A 17,254-nucleotide genomic window follows, 5' to 3' on the forward strand; every position below is an offset into this window, starting at 1 on the left:
TCATGATGTGGCGCGCCGCCGTGACGGCGCCGCCGACCTCTTAGGCCGAGAGCTTCTTGCGACCGTGTGCGCGGCGGGCCGCGATGACCTTGCGACCGCCAGCGGTCGCCATGCGGGCGCGGAAGCCGTGACGACGCTTACGCACGAGCTTGCTGGGCTGATAAGTTCTCTTCATGGCGCGATCTCCGAATGGCCGAGGATCGATCCGGGCCGCACCGAAGGCCGCGCCGGATATTCACTCGCCCTGAAATGTGTCTGCAAGCGCGAACAGCGCCCTCGAGGGCGCCGCGTCGCGATGGCGCGGCTTATGGGGCAAGGTCCCGCGCGAGTCAATTCCGGAGCGTGCCGAAACGGCAAGATCCCGGTCCCTCGATCAGGCGCCCGGACGGCATTCCGTGAACCATCCGTTAACCAGTCTGCGCCATCCTGTGATCCTGTTCGGTTCTCCCGGACAACGCGCGGATTGTCCGATCCGCTTGCTTGGACTGCTCCCGAAACTCGCTCTCCAGGCCGCCCGCACCGGGCGGCCTTTTTTCGTTCCGGGTTCTTCGCGTCCGGGCCTTCGCGTGTCCGGGCCTTCGCGTGTCCGGGCCTTCGCGTGTCCGGGCCTTCGCGTGTCCGGTCATCCGGACGCCCCAGCGGCGCGATCGCGCGGCTGGGACCCGATCGCCCCGATTAACGTTAACTGCGGGTAAAGGCCGCGGATCGGTGGGTTCGGCGCTAGAGTTGCGCAGATCGGTGCAAGCGCGGCGCCTTCGTCCCATCTCGGGACGCAATCGGTCCGGTCGCGGCACAGGAGGCACCATGAGCGGGTTCGACGTCATGTTCCGGGACGAGCGCGATTGGGTGAATTTCGGTGACACCTACGTCACGTCCGAGGCCTTCAAGGTTCTTTTCCGCGAGGGCATGACCCTGGTCGAGGAGGCAGCCGCCTATCTCGACGGGACCGGCCGCGAGGAATCCCGCCTGATGTCCCGCGATGGGACGCTGAGCTATGCCAGCGAGAGCATGCGCCTCACCACCCGGCTGATGCAGATCGCCTCCTGGCTCCTGGTGCAGCGCGCCGTGTCCGAGGGCGAACTGACCCCGGCCGAGGCGATGCAGGAGAAGACCCGCGTCCGCCTGACGACGCCCGAGACCTTCCGAAGCGAGGTGTTCGGCGTCCTGCCGCCGACCCTCCAGGACCTCATCGTGCGCTCGCGCCGTCTCCACAGCCGGATCTTGCACCTCGACGGCCTGATCGCCGACGAGCGTCCGACGCCGCTGCCGCAGGAGAGCCCCGTCGTGGCACAGCTGAGCCTGCTGCGCTCTGCCTTCGGCGGCGCGTCCGCCTGAGCGAGGCTTCACCGCCCGGCCTCGGCCGGGCGGCGGGAAAGGAGACGGAAACGCAGAACGGGCGGCTCCGGGGGAGCCGCCCGTTCTGCGTTGTCCTGAGGTCGCCGCCGCGTTGTGCGGCAGCGAACCCGGGTGACCTTACTTCTTGCCGAAGGAGAGGGCGCCGAAGCGCGAATTGAAGCGCGACACGCGACCGCCGCGATCGAGCATCTTCTGCTCGCCACCGGTCCAGGCCGGATGGGTGTTCGGGTCGATGTCGAGGTTGAGGGTGTCGCCCTCCTTGCCGTAGGTCGACCGGGTCATGTACTCGGACCCGTCGGTCATCACGACCTTGATGAAGTGGTAGTCGGGATGCTCGGTACCCTTGGCCTTGTCGGCCGCGCTCTTTGCCATGACGAAATCCTTGAATAGCCAAGCCGACCGGCCCGTCTGGCGGCCCGCGGCCATAGATCACGCGCAATCGGATGAAGGCGCGCCTATACCTCACGCACCTCCGCCCGACAAGCGTGCGCCGATCGAAGAGACCGCCGAACGGTCGCTTTTCCTGGAAGACCAACGATGACGAGGCACCATGGCTCGCGGCCGTGACAAGAAAATCCCCGGCGAGGCGCGGCCGAAGGCACCGCTGGGTTCGCTCCGCCCGCTGATCCCGTTCGCGATGGTCTATCGCGGCCGGATGCTCGCGGCGTTCCTGGCGCTCCTCGCCGCTTCGGGCGCGACCCTGGTGGTCCCGATCGCCTTGCGTCGGGTCATCGACCACGGGTTCTCGCCCGAGGGCCAGGGCGTGATCGACACCTACTTCGCCGCCCTGATCGGGGTCGTGGCGGTCCTCGCCCTCTCCAGCGGGGCGCGCTACTACACGGTCGCGACGCTGGGCGAGCGCGTGGTGGCGGATCTCCGCACCGCCGTGTTCCGGCGCCTGACCCAGCTCGATCCCGCCTTCTTCGACCGCTCGCTCTCGGGCGAGATCATCTCGCGCCTCACCGCGGATGCCACGCAGGTGAAGGCCGTCTTCGGCGTCTCGATCTCGATCCTGCTGCGGAACGCCTTCCTGTTCACGGGCGCGGTGGTGATGATGGTCATCACGAGCCCGAAGCTGTCGGTCCTCGTCCTGGCGGCGATTCCCCTCATCGTCTTTCCCCTGATCCTGTCCGGCCGCGGCGTGCGACGCCGCTCCCGGGCAGCGCAGGACCGCCTCGCCGACGCCTCGGCCTATGCCGCCGAGGCCGTGAACGCGATCCGCACGATGCAGGCCTTCGGCATGGGCCGGACCACCGCGAGCCGCTTCGCTGCGGCGGCGGAAAATGCCTATGCGGCCGCGCGGGATTCGATCCAGGCACGGGCGCTCCTGACCGGCGTCGCCATCTTCCTCATCTCCGCCAGCGTCGTCGGCGTGATGTGGTACGGCGCGCAAGGGGTCTTGGCCGGCACCATGACGGCGGGTCAGCTCTCGCAGTTCGTGCTCTACGCGGTGTTCGGGGCGAGCGCCCTCGGGCAGCTCTCGGAGGTCTACGGTGAGCTCGCCCAGGCGGCCGGGGCCGCCGAGCGCCTCGGCGAGATCCTGGCGGCCGAATCGATGATCCGTACCCCGGCCGAGCCGCTGGCCCTGCCGGTGCCCGCCAAGGGCGCCGTGTCCTTCGACGCCGTGCGCTTCCAGTACCCGACCCGGCCCGATCATCCCTCCCTGGACGGCATCAGCTTCACCATCGCGCCGGGGGAGCGCGTCGCCCTGGTGGGACCCTCCGGCGCCGGCAAGACCACGGTGCTGCAGCTGCTGCTGCGCTTCTACGACCCGCAATCCGGCTTCATCCGGGTCGACGGGGTCGACATCGCCCAGGCGGATCCGGAGCCACTGCGCGAGCGCCTCGCCCTGGTGCCCCAGGACCCGACGGTCTTCTCCGGTTCGGTGCTCGAGAATATCCGCTATGGCCGGCCGGCCGCGACCGAGGCGCAGGTCCAGCGCGCGGCCGAACTCGCCCATGCCGACGGCTTCATCCAGGCCCTGCCGCAGGGCTACGCCACGACGGTGGGCGAGCGGGGCGTCACGCTCTCGGGCGGCCAGCGCCAGCGGGTGGCGATCGCCCGCGCCATCCTCAAGGATGCGCCGATCCTCCTGCTCGACGAGGCGACCTCAGCCCTCGACGCCGAGAGCGAGCGCGCGGTGCAGACCGCCCTCGACACCCTGATGCGCGGGCGTACCACCCTGGTCATTGCGCACCGCCTGGCCACGATCCGCAAGGCGGACCGCATCCTGGTCCTCGACGGTGGTCGAATCGTCGAGAGCGGGACGCACGAGAGCCTGCTGGCGCAGGGCGCGCTGTACGCGCAGCTGGCGGCCCTGCAGTTCACCGATGCCCATGACGATGGCCCGCGCGCCCCGGCATCCCGGCCGCTCCTCGACGCGCTACCGGCGGAGTAGGGCGCCAGCGAGCGCCCCCAGCCTGTCGCGGGGGTCAGCCCTCCGCGCCGCTCCCGTTGAGCGGGTTTGCCTCGTCCCAGGCGTAGCCGAGGGTCTCGAACCGCATCGCGCGGGTATCGACCATGAGGAGGCGGCCGACGAGGGGCTCGCCGAAATCCGTCACCGTGCGGATCACCTCCAGGGCCATCAGCGAGCCCATGATGCCCGCGAGCGCGCCGAGCACGCCGGCCTCGGCGCAGGGGGCGACGCTTCCGGGCGGCGGCGGGTTCGGGAACAGGCAACGGTAGGTCGGGTTCGGGCGCCCGCGCGCATCGGCCTCGTAGGGCCGCAGGGTCGTGAGCGAGCCGTCGAAGCGTCCGAGCGCCGCCGTCACCAGTGGGCGCCGGGCGTGGAAGCAGGCATCCGAGACCGCGTAGCGCGTGGCGAAGTTGTCGGAGCCGTCGGCCACCACGTCGTAGGCGCCGATGAGGTCCGGGGCGTTCTCCGGCGTCAGCCGCAGCGCATGCGCCTCCACGGCGACGTGCGGGTTCAGGCGCGACACGGCCTCGGATGCGCTCTCGACCTTACGCCGGCCGATATCGGAGGTTGCGTGGATGACCTGCCGCTGCAGGTTCGACAGGGAGACGGTGTCGTCGTCGACGATGCCGATGGTGCCGATCCCGGCAGCCGCGAGGTACTGGATCAGGGGGGCGCCGAGACCCCCGGCCCCGATGACGAGGACGCGGGCGGCCTTCAGCCGGGCCTGACCCGGACCGCCGACCTCCGGCAGGACGAGATGGCGGGCATAGCGTTCGACTTCGTCGGGGGAGAGGGCCATGTCCCGCAGATAAGCCCCCCCGTCGCCCGGCGAAAGCCCGGCCGCGAATTGCACCCCCGCGCGCGCGCGCCTATGGCCGTCCGCACCCGGACATCACGCGAGAGTCCCGCCCGTGCCGAACGCGCCCCTCGACCGCTCCCCCCTCGCCCTCGCCCAAAGCCTGATCCGCTGCCCCTCGGTGACTCCGGAAGAGGGGGGCGCCCTCGCCTGGCTCGCCGGCATCCTCGCGGGGGCGGGGTTCCGCGTGGAGCGCCCGCGCTTCTCCGAACCGGGCACGCCCGATATCGACAACCTCTACGCCCGCATCGGTACGAAGGCGCCCTGCCTTTTGTTCGCCGGTCACACCGACGTGGTGCCCCCCGGCGATGTCGCCCGTTGGCGCCACGGCCCCTTCGCCGGGACCGTGGAGAACGGGGTGCTGTACGGGCGCGGGGCCGTCGACATGAAGGGCGGGATCGCCTGCATGCTGGCCGCCGTCCTCGACTACCTCGACGTGGCCGGTCCGGATCTTCCGGGATCGATCGGCTTCCTCATCACCGGCGACGAGGAAGGGCCTGCGATCAACGGCACGGTGAAGCTCCTCGAATGGGCCCGGGCCCGGGGCGAGCGCTTCGACCATTGCCTCCTCGGCGAGCCCACCAACCCGGACGTGCTCGGCGACATGATCAAGATCGGCCGGCGCGGCTCGCTCACGGGCCGGCTGACGGTGCAGGGACGCCAGGGCCACGTCGCCTACCCGGACCTCGCCGAGAATCCGATTCCCGGGCTGCTGCGCCTGGCCGCTGCGCTCCTCGCCGCGCCGCTCGATGCCGGGACCCAGCATTTCGGTGCCTCGAACCTGGAATTCACCACCCTCGACGTCGGCAACACGGCCACCAACGTCATCCCGGCCGAGGCGCGCGGCACCTTCAACGTCCGGTTCAACGATCGCTGGACCGCCGAGACCCTGGGTGCCGAGATCCGGGCCCGCCTCGACGCGGCGGCCGGCCGGAGCGTACGCTACAGCCTCGAACTGCTGCCCTCGAACTCACCCGCCTTCCTCACCGCGCCCGACGCCTTCACCGAACTCGTCGCCGGCGCCATCGCCACCGAGACCGGCCGCCGCCCGGTGCTCTCGACCACGGGCGGCACCTCGGATGCGCGTTTCATCAAGGAGGCCTGCCCGGTCATCGAGTTCGGCCTCGTCGGCCAGACCATGCACCAGACCGACGAGTGCGTGCCGGTCGCGGACCTGAACCGGCTCACGGCGATCTACACCCGCGTGCTGGCGGCGTATTTCGCCGGGCGCTAGCCCGTCCGTCGCGACCGCACGCGAGTGTTCGTAGCCCTAGCCCCTCAGGTCGCGTTGCCGGACGCGCCCGCGGGCTGGGCCCGGAAACGCCGACAGTCCGGCCCGAGGCGGTCGCCCACCGCGATGAAGATCTGGCGCAACCGCTGGACGTGGGGGTCGTCGAGCCGCAACTCGATGCTGGCGACGACCAGGTCGACGGCGGCCTGCCGGTCCGCTGCCGCGTCGATCATGGGCGCGCCCAGGATGATGCGGCCGACTTCGAGCAACAGAGCCTCGTTGCGCGTCACGCTCGGCGCGGCCAGCCGTTCGAGGTCGAACAGGGTCCGCACGCCCAGGGGCCAGAGCCGGATGACTCTCTCGCGCCCGACCGAGCAGCAGAGCTGCGCCTGCGCGACCCAATCCATGATCTGGTAGACCCCGTAGGGCGTCTCGACGAACAGCATCAGCGGATTGGCGGCCGCCAGGTTCTGGGTCGAATGGATGTGGTGGTCGTCGAGACGGACGCGGATCTCACTGTCGATTCCGTCGATGATCTCCACGGGCGTAATCTTGAAGGCGCGAAAGACCTCGCGTTCCTCTCGCTTGAAGTTCTTCAGCTTATCGCGCTGGAGGATGTTGCGCAGTACGACGTCGGGCATGATGCCGGCGACGAAACAGCCGGTAATCGCCAGGGCGAGCACCAGCGGGGAACGCATCGGGTCCTCAAGCGTCGCGATGGCTTCCGCGAGGCTCGTCCCAAACCGCAGCAGGCCGACCACCAGGATCGGCGCGAGGACGATGCCAATCACGATCTTGATCGTTTCGCCGACGATGGTCGCGGGGCTCAGGTCGAAGTTCTTGATCGCTCGGTACAGGTTGCGCAACGCCGTGAGGTAGCTGCCGGCGAAGGCCGCACAGACGCCGAACAGCCAGACCGCGGTCCGATTCTGGTCCGTCAGACAGGTGCCATCCAGCCACGCGAACCCCGACCCCGTGGCGCACAGAAGCGTCGCAAGCAGCGAGAGGGTATGAAACACAGCGACTGCCGCCAGCACGCTGAAGGCGATGCTGCCGAGGATCCAGGCTGCTGTCGTGAAATCCTCCCGGTGTCGCGACCGGTCAAAAATATCCAGAGATCCTTCCGATGAATCGGGCGATCCCCCTTTTCCAAACAGCTTGGGTCGGCCAACGAAGTACTTGTACTTCACGAATTCGAAGGATGGGATCAGACGTTGGCTCGAAGGCCCCGCAATGTCGAAGACGGCCGCCAAGTCCCGGACGATCTCCTGTCTCTGACGCTTCACGGCTTCGCGGATTGCGATGAAGATGAAGGGCGAGAGGGCAGCGAAGACGGTTGCGCCGAGGATGAGCAGATGAACAGAAGGATTCGTCACGGCAAATTCCATCGCCCCGATGCGAATTGCACCGGACGCGACGGATCATCAGGTTTCCTGCCGGCGTATCAACTTAAAGTAGGGAGTTATTAACTAACGGTTGTGTGATCGCCGTAATCGACGCTGACCAGAGTGAGCCCGCGGGCGGGGGCCAGGGGCCCGCAGCGGCTGCGGTCCCGACTTGCCAGGATCTCGCTCACGTCGTCCGCGCTGATACGGCCGGCGCCGGCCAGCATGAGGGTGCCGACCATCGAACGGACCTGATGATGCAGGAAGGCGCGAGCCGACGTCGCCACCACGATCTCGTCGTGCAGGCCCATCGGCAGGACGGCGACATCCAGCTGATCGAGGGTTCGGATCGGGCTCTTCGCCTGGCACTCGGCGGCCCGGAAGGCGGTGAAGTCGTGCAGCCCGAGGAGGCGTGCGGCCGCGTTGCGCATCAGCCCGACGTCGAGGGGCCAGGGGACCTGCCAGACATGGGCGCGGTTGAGCACGGCGGGGCTGCGCCGGTTGAGGATGCGGTAGCGATAGTGCCGGCGGGTGGCGGAGTGCCGCGCGTTGAAATCGGCGTCGACGATCTCGGCGCTGAGGATCGCCACCGGGTTCGGGCGCAGATGCGCGTTGAGCGCGTCCCGCACCACATCGGTGCGCCACGCCCGTTCGAGGTCGAGATGAGCCACCTGATGCGTGGCGTGGACGCCGGTATCGGTGCGGCCGGCGCAGGTGAGGCCCGCGACCTCGCCGGAGAAGCGCTTGACCGCCGACTCGATCGCGCCCTGGACGGAGGGCTGCGCGGTCTGGCGCTGCCAGCCGCAGAACGGGCTGCCGTCGTACTCGATGACGAGCTTGTAGCGCGGCATCAGGCGTGAACCGGTGCGGTCATGCCAACGGCGTCCCCGGCGTTCGGTGGGTGCCGCGCACGAATTCGGCCCCGCTGCTGACGCCTCCCTTTCCGGCGCGCCGCACTGCGCACAGGCGCACGGCACCCTCGCCACAGGCGATCGTTCCCTCGGTGTCGAGGAGCGTACCGGGGGTGCCGGAGCCCGGCACGGCCTCGGCCGAGAGCACCTTCACCCGCTCGGGCCCCTTGCCGAAATCCGCCTCGAAGAAGGCGCCGGGGAACGGCAACAGGCCCTGGACGTGGTTGGCGACCGCGTGGGCCGGTCGGGTCCAGTCGATCCGGGCCTCGTCGTTGGTGATCTTGTGGGCGTAGACCACGCCCTCCGGAGCCTGGGGGGTGAAGGCCAGTGCGTCCCGCTCCACGTCCCGGAGCGCGCGGGCCATGAGGTCGGCGCCGAGCGGCATCAGCGCGTCGTGGAGTTGTCCCGCCGTCATGCCGGGGGTGATGGGAATCCGCGCCTCCAGCGCCACGGGGCCGGTATCGAGGCCGGCCTCCATCCGCATGATGCCGACGCCGCTCTCCGCATCGCCGGCCATCACGGCACGCTGGATCGGGGCCGCTCCGCGCCAGCGGGGCAGGAGCGAGCCGTGCAGGTTGAGGCAGCCGTGGCGCGGCAGGTCGAGGATCGCCTGAGGCAGGAGCAGGCCGTAGGCGACCACCACGGCGACCTCGGCCGCATGGCCGGCGAAGGTCTCGGCGGCCTCCGCTCCCTTCAGGCTTGTGGGCGTCAACACCGGCGCGCCGAGGCTCTCGGCCATCGCCTGCACGGGGGAGGGCTTGAGCGCCATGCCGCGTCCGGCCTTGGCCGGCGCACGGGTGTAGACCGCCGCGATGGCGTGGCCGTCGGCGGCGAGGCGCGCCAGGGTCGGCACGGCGAAGTCCGGCGTGCCCATGAAGACGACGCGCATGGCTCTCCCCCCGCACCCGGTCTCAGACGTCGCCGCGCTTGGCCGCCTTGGCGAACTTCTTCACCACCCGGTCGCGCTTCAGCTTCGACAGGTGGTCGATGAACAGCACCCCGTCGAGGTGGTCGATCTCGTGCTGGATGCAGGTCGCCAGCAGCCCGTCGGCCTCGATCTCCTGCTCCCGGCCGTCGAGGTCGCGGAAGCGGACGCGCACGCGGTCGGGCCGCTCGACCTCCCCGTAGAATTCGGGGATCGACAGGCATCCCTCATCGTAGATCCGCTTCTCCTCCGAGGCCCAGACGATCTCGGGGTTGAGGAAGACCTGAGGCTGGCGGTCGTTCTCGTCCTTCGAGGTGTCGATGGTGACGATCCGCTTCGGCACGCCGATCTGGATCGCCGCGAGGCCGACGCCGGGGGCGTCGTACATGGTCTCCAGCATGTCGGCGGCGAGCGTCCGGATCTCGTCGGTCACGGGGCCGACCGGCGCGGAGGCAAGGCGCAAGCGCGCATCGGGCAGGATCACGAGGGGGCGGATGGTCATGGGGCGATCGGACTTGAAACGGGTGCGGGGCGGGCGGTGGCCTTGAGCCCCCGCAGATACGGGTGCACCAGAGGCCGGTCAAATACCAGGCCTGCGCGTACCGGAGTCAGAACGGCGTGCGGCTGCGGATCGCGGCGGTGAGGGTGCCCTCGTCGAGGTAGTCGAGCTCGCCGCCGACCGGGACGCCGTGGGCGAGGCGGGTCACCTTGAGGCCGTGCGCCTTCAGGGACTCGGTGACGTAGTGGGCCGTCGTCTGCCCGTCGACGGTGGCGTTGAGAGCCAGGATGATCTCCCGCATGGCCGGGTCGGCGGCGCGGGCCACGAGGCTGTCGAGGTTGAGGTGCTCGGGCCGCACGCCGTCGAGGGCCGAGAGCACGCCGCCGAGGACGTGGTAGCGGGCCGTCACCGCGCCGGAGCGCTCCAGGGCCCAGAGGTCCGAGACGTCCTCCACCACCACCAGGGTGGCCGGGTCGCGCGCCGCGTCGCAGCAGATCGTGCAGGGATCGCGCGTATCAACGTTGCCGCAGGCCTGGCACACGACGATGCGTTCCGACGCCACCCGCATCGCGTCCGCCAGGGGCGCCAGCAGCGTCTCGCGCTTCTTGATGAGCTGCAGGGCGGCGCGGCGGGCGGAGCGGGGCCCCAGGCCCGGCATGCGGGCCAGAAGCTGGATCAGGCGCTCGATCTCGGGACCGGCGACGGCTTGTGCCATGGACGCAAATTCTCGTGACGGTGGGGACGCCCACGCAGCGGACGGCGGAGCGGTAAGCGGATGAGACGGTGCAGCTCCGGCGCGCCCGGCTGTTCCGTACCGCCTGACATAGGGTTTCCGGCCCGGAATTTCGCCCCCGGCGTTCTGGAAACGCGCCGAAAAGCTTGTCGCGCCGGCCCAGTTCACGGGGGCGCTCGGGCGCTCATCCTGGTCATGTAAGACTTTTTGTTGGCCAACAGGCGGATTGACGGCAACGGCGCCGTCTCTATGCAGGAGAGGCGCGGATCTCGAGCGGTGAACCTGCGCGCGGTGGACCTGACCAACCACGCGGACGCTCGAGATCCGAACGAATACGGAGAGCCGGCAGGGCTCCCGTCATGGGTGGCGACGCGATCAGGTGCCCGAGGAGAGATGAGCGTGATGAATATTGGCCCGTTCAATGCAGCGCATGGTTCCGAAGCCATCGGGCTGCGCAACCTGAAGGCGGTTCACTGGAACCTCGAGGTTCCCCGCCTCTACGAAGAGGCTCTGGCGCGTGGCGAGGGCCAGCTCGCCCGGGGTGGCGCCTTCGTGGCCACCACCGGGTCTCACACCGGCCGCTCGCCCAAGGACAAGTTCGTGGTGCGCGACGCCGCCACGGAGAACGAGATCTGGTGGGACAACAACGGCGCGATCACGCCCGAGCAGTTCGATGCCCTGTACGCTGATTTCCTCGCCCATGCGGAAGGTCGCGAGCTCTTCGCCCAGGACCTGCGCGGCGGCGCCGACCCCTCGCACGGCGTCAACGCGCGGGTGTACACGGAGCTCGCTTGGCACTCCCTGTTCATCCGGAACCTGCTGATCCGGCCGGATCGCGCGTCGCTCGCGGGCTACGTGCCCGAGCTGACGATCATCGACCTGCCGAGCTTCCAGGCTGAGCCGCACCGCCACGGCTGCCGCTCGAAGACGGTGATCGCCATCGACTTCGCGCGCAAGCTCGTCCTCATCGGCGGCTCGGCCTATGCCGGCGAAATGAAGAAGTCGGTCTTCACCTACCTGAACTACGTCTTGCCCAAGGCCGGCGTGATGCCGATGCACTGCTCGGCCAACGCGGCCCTCGACGAGGCCGGCGACTCGGCCCTGTTCTTCGGCCTGTCCGGCACCGGCAAGACCACCCTCTCCAACGATTCCTCGCGCCAGCTCCTGGGCGACGACGAGCACGGCTGGAGCCGGGAGGGCATCTTCAACTTCGAGGGCGGCTGCTACGCCAAGACCATCCGTCTCTCGCGCAATGCCGAGCCGGAGATCTACGCCACCACCGAGCGCTTCGGCACGGTGATGGAGAACGTGGTGATCGACCCCGAGACCCGGATCCCGGACTTCGACGACGCCTCGCTCACCGAGAACACCCGGTGCGCCTATCCGCTCGACTTCATCGCCAATGCGAGCGCCACGGGGCGTGCCGCGCATCCCAAGAACATCGTGATGCTCACCTGCGATGCCTTCGGCGTGATGCCGCCGATCGCCAAGCTGACCGGCGCCGAGGCGATGTACCACTTCCTGTCCGGTTACACCGCCAAGGTTGCCGGCACGGAACGGGGGCTGACCGCACCCGAGGCGACGTTCTCGACCTGCTTCGGTGCACCGTTCATGCCCCGCCACCCCAGCGTCTACGGCAACCTGCTACGGGACCTGATCGCCGATCATGACGTCGATTGCTGGCTCGTGAACACCGGCTGGACCGGCGGCGGCGTCGGCACCGGGCGCCGCATGCCGATCCGGGTCACGCGCCGCCTGCTCACGGCCGCCCTCGACGGCTCCCTGGCGCATGTCGAGTTCCGGCGCGACCCCTATTTCGGCTTCCAGGTGCCCGTCGCGGTCCCGGGCGTCGAGACGGAGGTGCTCTCTCCGATCGAGACCTGGACCAACAAGCCCGCCTTCCACGAGACCGCGACGCGCCTCGTCACGATGTTCCAGGAGAACTTCAAGCGCTTCGCCGCCCACGTGGACGCGGATGTCCGCGCTGCCGAACCGGTGCGCTCCGCGGCCGCCTGAGCGCTCGCCTTCCGGGGCGCGGCGCGCGAGCGTCCGCGTCCCGGCACGGAATCCGATGCGGGCGCTACGGTTTCGGGATCGGACCGGTCGCCGAATCTTCGCCGCACAGCGCATCGTCGCACAGGACCTCGGGGGCATTCTCCCGCGCTTCGCGGAAGAGGACGCCGACTTCGTTCCCGCTGGACCAGATCGTGTGCGCCCGGTAGGCGGTCTCGCCCGGATCGAGGAAGAGGTCGAAGCTGTCCGGGACCTCGACCTCCGAGCAGAACGCGACACGCGCCCCGATGGGCGACAGGTTTCGCACGAGGCAGGGCGTCGTCTCGGCCGATGCCCCGTCGAGGGCAACACGACCGGACAGATGCGTCGAGGCTCGAACGGCGTGGCGATGCTCATCCATGCCGTCAGCAGACACGGGCATCCGTTAAGACAGCCCGACTTCAATCGGTGAAATGCGAGGCTATCGGCTGCAGACCGGTTGATGGCGGGGTAAATCGTGCCTCCGCCCGGGCATTCCGCACGCCGGCGTGCCGGGCAGGATCGCTCAGGCCGCCTCCCGCACCATCGCCTGGCGCACCTTCAGGGCCAGCTGCTCCAGCGTATAGGGCTTGGCCAGCAACTGCACGTCGGCGTCGACGAGCCCGTTATGCACGATGGCGTTGCGCGTATAGCCCGTCGTGAACAGGACCGGCAGGTTGGGCCGGCGCTGGTGGACGGCCTCGGCGAGTTCGCGACCGTTGACCTCCGGCATGACGACGTCGGTGAAGAGCAGTGCGATCTCGGGATGCGTGTCGAGCATCTGCAGGGCATCCTTGGCGCCCTCGGCATGGATCACGGTGTAACGCAGGTCGCGCAAGGCCTCGACGGCCAAGTCGCGCACGCCGTCCTCGTCCTCGACGACCAGGATCACCTCCCGGGCCGAGCCCTCCGGGAGCATCGTCGGCGTGACGCGCTCCATCTCGGCGGCGTCACCGAAATGACGCGGCAGGTAGATCCGGACCGTCGTTCCCCGCTCGGGCTCGGAATAGATCGCCACGTGCCCGCCGGACTGGCGAACGAAGCCGTAGACTTGGCTGAGACCGAGGCCGGTGCCCTGTCCGACGGGTTTCGTCGTGAAGAACGGATCGAACGCCTTGGCGGCAACGTCGGGCGGCATGCCGCTTCCGCTGTCCGTCAGGGCCACGAGGACGTATTGGCCGGCCGGAACGCCGGGATTCTGGGCGGCATAGGCCTCGTCGAGATGGACGTTGTCGGTCTCGATGATGAGGCGGCCGCCCTTCGGCATCGCGTCGCGGGCGTTCACCGCCAGGTTGAGAATCGCGTTCTCCAGTTGGTTGGCATCGGCCTGCGTGGTCCAGAGGTCGGGGGCCGCCACGGTCTCGATCCGGATGGATTCACCGAGGCTGCGGCGCAGCAGGTCGGACATCGCGGCGATGAGACGGTTACAGGCGATGGCCTCCGGGGCCAGGGGCTGCTTGCGAGCGAAGGCAAGCAGCCGATGCGTGAGGGTCGCTGCCCGGTCGGCGCCCTTGAGGGCCTGCTCGGCGTAGCGCTCCACCGCATGCTCTCCGCGCTCCAGCCGCCGCTTGAGGAGGCTGAGATTGCCGATGATGATCGCCAGCATGTTGTTGAAGTCGTGCGCGAGGCCGCCGGTGAGTTGACCGAGGGCCTCCATCTTCTGGGATTGCCGCAGGCGGTCCTCGAGCATGTCCCGGGTGGCGGCGGCCTCGATCAGGGAGGCGTTCGCTTCCTGCAGGGCGGCGTGGGCACGGAGTGTGCGCTGATGCCGCTGGCCCGCATCGATCACCACGTAGGCACCCAGCACGACCACCAGGATGACGGCTGCTGCGACGGCGAGTTGCACCTGGCGTGCCGCCTCGCCCGCCTGTTCCTGACGTTGGATCAGGCGGCTGTAATTGTCGGCCTGGGCCTCCCCGAAGAGCGTGCGGACCTCGTCCATGAGGTGCTTGCCCTCGCCGGAACGCATGCGCGCCAGGGCCGCTTCGACCTGGCCGGCGCGGCGCAGGACGATGGTCTCCTGCATTTCCGCGACCTTGGCTTCGGCGGCGTGGCTCAGCCGGGCGATGATCGCCGCCATGCCGGGATTGCGTGCGACGGCCTCCGCGATGGTGGACAGGCGACCGGGCGTCCTCGCGACGGCCTCCTCGTAGAGCTTGAGGTAGACCTCGTCGCCCGAGAGGAGAAACCCGCGCTGACCCGATTCGGCATCCTGGATGCCGGAATACAGGGTGAAGATGGCGTCTCGAATGCGGACGCTGCGGCGCAGTTCGGCTCGGTTCGCATCCTGCTCCGCAACCAGGCTGGCTGTCGCAGCAACCGTTGCGATCAGGAGTAGAAAGCCGACGATCAGGGGTGCAATGTCCCTCAAGCGTCCCGGTACAGCCTTGGGCTGTATCGGCGTAACCCGAGGAAGATGCGCATCAAAGTTCATGATCCGGCCGGCGGGAGAACGTTGGAGGCCCAACGTTCCACTCCGCCGGCTCTATGGCAACGCTTCAACGACCAAATTGTGATCGATGTTGCTCAATTGCCGGATTGACGGACTTAGAACAGCTTCATGCCCGGGGGGATCGGCAGGCCCTTGGTGAGCTCGGCCATCCGCTCGGCTGCAACCTGTTCGGCCTTGCCGCGGGCATCGTTGACGGCGGCCACGATGAGGTCCTCGAGGATCTCGCGCTCGTCGGCCACCAGCATGGCGGGGTCGAGCTGCACGCCCTTCACGAGGCCCTTCGCCGTCATCGTCACCCGGACCGCGCCCCCGCCCGACGCACCGGACACCTCGACGGTGTCGAGCTCGTCCTGCAGGGAGGCCATCTTCTCCTGCATGGCCTGGGCCTGCTTCATGATGCCCATGAGGTCGCGCATCGGGTCTGCCCTCTCTCGTTCCGGAATTGGGATGGATCACATCTGGGGCGCCACGGCCCCGGAGGCTATGCCTCGTCGTCGGGCTCGTCGGTTTCCGCTTCCCCGGTGGGCGCGGCCTCGATCGCCGGCGACCCCGCGGGCGCCTTGTCGCGCACGTCGACGATCTGCGCGCCTGGGAAGCGGGCCAGGACCTCGCGGACCAGCGGATGGGCGGCGGCGTTCTGGTGGCGGGTCTCGGTGGCGGCGCGCGCGGTCGCGTCGAGGGTCGGATCGCCGGCCTCCTTCGACAGGGCGACGATCCAGCGCCGGCCGGTCCAGGCATCCAGGGCGCGGGCGAGGTCGTTGGCGATGCTCTGGCGCCCGCCCTCGGCGAGGCGGAACTCGATGCGGCCCTCCTCGAAGCGCACGAGGTGGACCTCGCGCTCCAGGGCCATCTTCAGGCCGATATCGCGCTTGGCATCGGCCAGGGCGACGACGTCGGTGAAGCGGAGGAGGCGCGGCCCTTCGGGCTGCGGCGCCGGAGCCGGGTTTGCCAAGGCTGGGTTTGCCAAGGCCGGGCGCGCCCCGCCGCCATGGGCCGCCATGGTCAGGGCAGGGCGCGGCGGTGGCTCCCCGGAGAAGGTCGGGATCGGCGGGAGGGCCGGGCGGGCCTCGGCCATGGCGGCCCCCGGGGACGGGGACACGGCCAGGGACGGGGACACGGCGAGGGACTGGGACACGGCCAGGGACGGGGATTCGGCGGGGGACGGGGCCGCGGCACCGGCGGTCGCCGCCGGGCCCGTCAGCGCCTGGGCCTTCATCTGGCGCAGGGCCTCGTCCGGGGTCGGCAGGTCGGCGGCGTAGGCGAGGCGGACGAGCGCCATCTCGGCCGCCGCCAGGGGCCGGGTGGCCGTCTGCACCTCGGGGATCGCCTTGAGGAGAATCTGCCAGGCCCGCGACAGCACCCGGACCGAGAGGGTCTTGGCGAAGTCGCGTCCGCGCGACCGCTCCGCCTCGCTCAGGGTCGGGTCGGCGGCGGCCTCTTCCGGCACCAGCTTCAGGCGGGTGACGAGGTGGGTGAAGCTCGCGAGGTCGGACAGGATCACGGCCGGATCCGCGCCGGCCTCGTACTGCCCGCGCACCTCTGCGAAGGAGGCCGGGATGTCGCCGCGCATCACCGCCTCGAACAGGTCGACGATGCGGCCGCGATCCGCCAGCCCCAGCATGTCGCGCACGCTCTGGGCGCTGACGAGGCCGGCCCCGTGGGCGATCGCCTGGTCGAGGAGCGAGAGCGCGTCGCGCACGGAGCCCTCGGCCGCCCGGGTGATCGCCGCCAGCGCCTCCGCGTCGGCCTCGACGGATTCGGCGGCGCAGATCCGGCCGAGGTGCCCGACCAGGGTCTCCGCCTCGACGCGGCGCAGGTCGAAGCGCTGGCAGCGGGACAGGATGGTCACCGGCACCTTGCGGATCTCTGTGGTGGCGAAGACGAACTTGGCGTGCGGCGGCGGCTCCTCCAGGGTCTTCAGGAAGGCGTTGAACGCCTTCTCCGAGAGCATGTGGACCTCGTCGACGATGTAGACCTTGTAGCGGGCCGAGACCGGCGAATAGCGGATGCCGTCGATGATGCCGCGCACGTCGTCGATACCGGTGTGCGAGGCGGCATCCATCTCGAGCACATCCATGTGCCGGGATTCCATGATGGCCTGGCAGTGCCGGCCGAGCTCCGGCATCGCGATGGTGGGCCCCGTATCGGGATGGCCGTCGCGCACGTAGTTCAGGCCGCGGGCGAGGATCCGGGCCGTGGTGGTCTTGCCGACGCCGCGCACGCCGGTGAGCATCCAGGCCTGGGGAATCCGGTTGGCCGCGAAGGCATTGGCCAAGGTTCGCACCATGGCGCCCTGGCCGATCAGATCGTCGAAGTTCTGGGGCCGGTACTTGCGCGCCAGCACCCGATAGGGTGTGGCGGCCGGGGTCGGCTCGGGAAGGCCGGGCAGGAGCCCGGCGTCGCTCAGAGGACCGGAGGTCGCGTCCATGCCGCCTTGCTGGGTTGGTGCGGCTCCGGTC

The 17,254-nt window shown here is 69.5% G+C and carries 16 protein-coding genes; 4 read left to right on the forward strand and 12 right to left on the reverse strand.

Annotated elements, in window-relative coordinates; genetic code table 11:
* Positions 1 to 40: 40 nt before the first annotated feature.
* Complete coding sequence (gene rpmH, locus CRT23_RS02930; RefSeq protein ID WP_055947927.1) at positions 41 to 175, reverse strand: 50S ribosomal protein L34; 135 nt, start codon at positions 173 to 175, stop codon at positions 41 to 43.
* Between the two features lie 629 nt (positions 176 to 804).
* Between rpmH and CRT23_RS02935 the strand changes: the two genes are divergently transcribed.
* A complete protein-coding gene (locus CRT23_RS02935; protein ID WP_055947930.1) occupies positions 805 to 1,335 on the forward strand; it encodes a DUF1465 family protein in 531 nt (176 codons plus the stop codon).
* A gap of 138 nt (positions 1,336 to 1,473) precedes the next feature.
* On the opposite strand, the gene rpmE is transcribed toward CRT23_RS02935, so the two are convergent.
* Positions 1,474 to 1,728: a 50S ribosomal protein L31 gene (gene rpmE, locus CRT23_RS02940; protein WP_055948879.1), complete on the reverse strand. Its 255-nt coding sequence runs from the start codon at positions 1,726 to 1,728 to the stop codon at positions 1,474 to 1,476.
* 178 nt (positions 1,729 to 1,906) lie between these two features.
* Between rpmE and CRT23_RS02945 the strand changes: the two genes are divergently transcribed.
* The gene (locus CRT23_RS02945) at positions 1,907 to 3,754 is read left to right on the forward strand and encodes an ABC transporter transmembrane domain-containing protein (RefSeq protein ID WP_103708477.1); all 1,848 of its coding nucleotides are present in this window, start codon (positions 1,907 to 1,909) and stop codon (positions 3,752 to 3,754) included.
* A 34-nt stretch (positions 3,755 to 3,788) separates the two neighbouring features.
* Here the strand turns inward: CRT23_RS02945 and moeB are convergent, their stop codons facing one another.
* Positions 3,789 to 4,571 (reverse strand): molybdopterin-synthase adenylyltransferase MoeB, encoded by a 783-nt coding sequence (gene moeB / locus CRT23_RS02950; RefSeq protein ID WP_103708478.1) that lies wholly within the window; start codon positions 4,569 to 4,571, stop codon positions 3,789 to 3,791.
* Positions 4,572 to 4,683: 112 nt separating this feature from the next.
* On the opposite strand from moeB, the gene dapE reads away from it, so the two are divergent.
* A complete protein-coding gene (gene dapE, locus CRT23_RS02955; RefSeq protein WP_103708479.1) occupies positions 4,684 to 5,862 on the forward strand; it encodes a succinyl-diaminopimelate desuccinylase in 1,179 nt (392 codons plus the stop codon).
* Positions 5,863 to 5,906: 44 nt separating this feature from the next.
* On the opposite strand, the gene CRT23_RS02960 is transcribed toward dapE, so the two are convergent.
* From CRT23_RS02960 to recR, 5 genes are all read right to left on the reverse strand, one after another.
* On the reverse strand, positions 5,907 to 7,112 hold the full coding sequence (locus CRT23_RS02960; protein WP_146056310.1) for a hypothetical protein: 1,206 nt from the start codon (positions 7,110 to 7,112) through the stop codon (positions 5,907 to 5,909).
* 212 nt (positions 7,113 to 7,324) lie between these two features.
* Positions 7,325 to 8,095, reverse strand: a complete 771-nt coding sequence (gene truA, locus CRT23_RS02965; protein ID WP_103708481.1) for a tRNA pseudouridine(38-40) synthase TruA — start codon at positions 8,093 to 8,095, stop codon at positions 7,325 to 7,327.
* A gap of 19 nt (positions 8,096 to 8,114) precedes the next feature.
* On the reverse strand, positions 8,115 to 9,044 hold the full coding sequence (fmt, locus tag CRT23_RS02970) for a methionyl-tRNA formyltransferase (RefSeq protein WP_103708482.1): 930 nt from the start codon (positions 9,042 to 9,044) through the stop codon (positions 8,115 to 8,117).
* Positions 9,045 to 9,066: 22 nt separating this feature from the next.
* On the reverse strand, positions 9,067 to 9,582 hold the full coding sequence (locus CRT23_RS02975) for a peptide deformylase (RefSeq protein ID WP_055947950.1): 516 nt from the start codon (positions 9,580 to 9,582) through the stop codon (positions 9,067 to 9,069).
* 106 nt (positions 9,583 to 9,688) lie between these two features.
* Positions 9,689 to 10,294, reverse strand: coding sequence for a recombination mediator RecR (gene recR / locus CRT23_RS02980; RefSeq protein ID WP_055947953.1), 606 nt, complete (start codon positions 10,292 to 10,294; stop codon positions 9,689 to 9,691).
* 417 nt (positions 10,295 to 10,711) lie between these two features.
* Here recR and CRT23_RS02985 point away from each other — a divergent pair, with 417 nt between their 5' ends.
* Positions 10,712 to 12,328: a phosphoenolpyruvate carboxykinase gene (locus tag CRT23_RS02985; RefSeq protein WP_103708577.1), complete on the forward strand. Its 1,617-nt coding sequence runs from the start codon at positions 10,712 to 10,714 to the stop codon at positions 12,326 to 12,328.
* 64 nt (positions 12,329 to 12,392) lie between these two features.
* Here CRT23_RS02985 and CRT23_RS02990 read toward each other — a convergent pair whose 3' ends face one another.
* The 4 genes from CRT23_RS02990 to CRT23_RS03005 form a co-directional block, all read right to left on the reverse strand.
* Positions 12,393 to 12,740, reverse strand: coding sequence for a hypothetical protein (locus tag CRT23_RS02990; protein ID WP_146056311.1), 348 nt, complete (start codon positions 12,738 to 12,740; stop codon positions 12,393 to 12,395).
* A gap of 129 nt (positions 12,741 to 12,869) precedes the next feature.
* The gene (locus tag CRT23_RS02995; RefSeq protein ID WP_245435917.1) at positions 12,870 to 14,714 is read right to left on the reverse strand and encodes a CHASE3 domain-containing protein; all 1,845 of its coding nucleotides are present in this window, start codon (positions 14,712 to 14,714) and stop codon (positions 12,870 to 12,872) included.
* A 176-nt stretch (positions 14,715 to 14,890) separates the two neighbouring features.
* Positions 14,891 to 15,211: a YbaB/EbfC family nucleoid-associated protein gene (locus CRT23_RS03000; RefSeq protein WP_055947962.1), complete on the reverse strand. Its 321-nt coding sequence runs from the start codon at positions 15,209 to 15,211 to the stop codon at positions 14,891 to 14,893.
* Positions 15,212 to 15,276: 65 nt separating this feature from the next.
* Positions 15,277 to 17,223, reverse strand: a complete 1,947-nt coding sequence (locus CRT23_RS03005) for a DNA polymerase III subunit gamma/tau (protein ID WP_103708485.1) — start codon at positions 17,221 to 17,223, stop codon at positions 15,277 to 15,279.
* Positions 17,224 to 17,254 lie beyond the last annotated feature (31 nt).

This window comes from Methylobacterium sp. V23 (genome assembly GCF_002917135.1).
Lineage (GTDB): Bacteria > Pseudomonadota > Alphaproteobacteria > Rhizobiales > Beijerinckiaceae > Methylobacterium.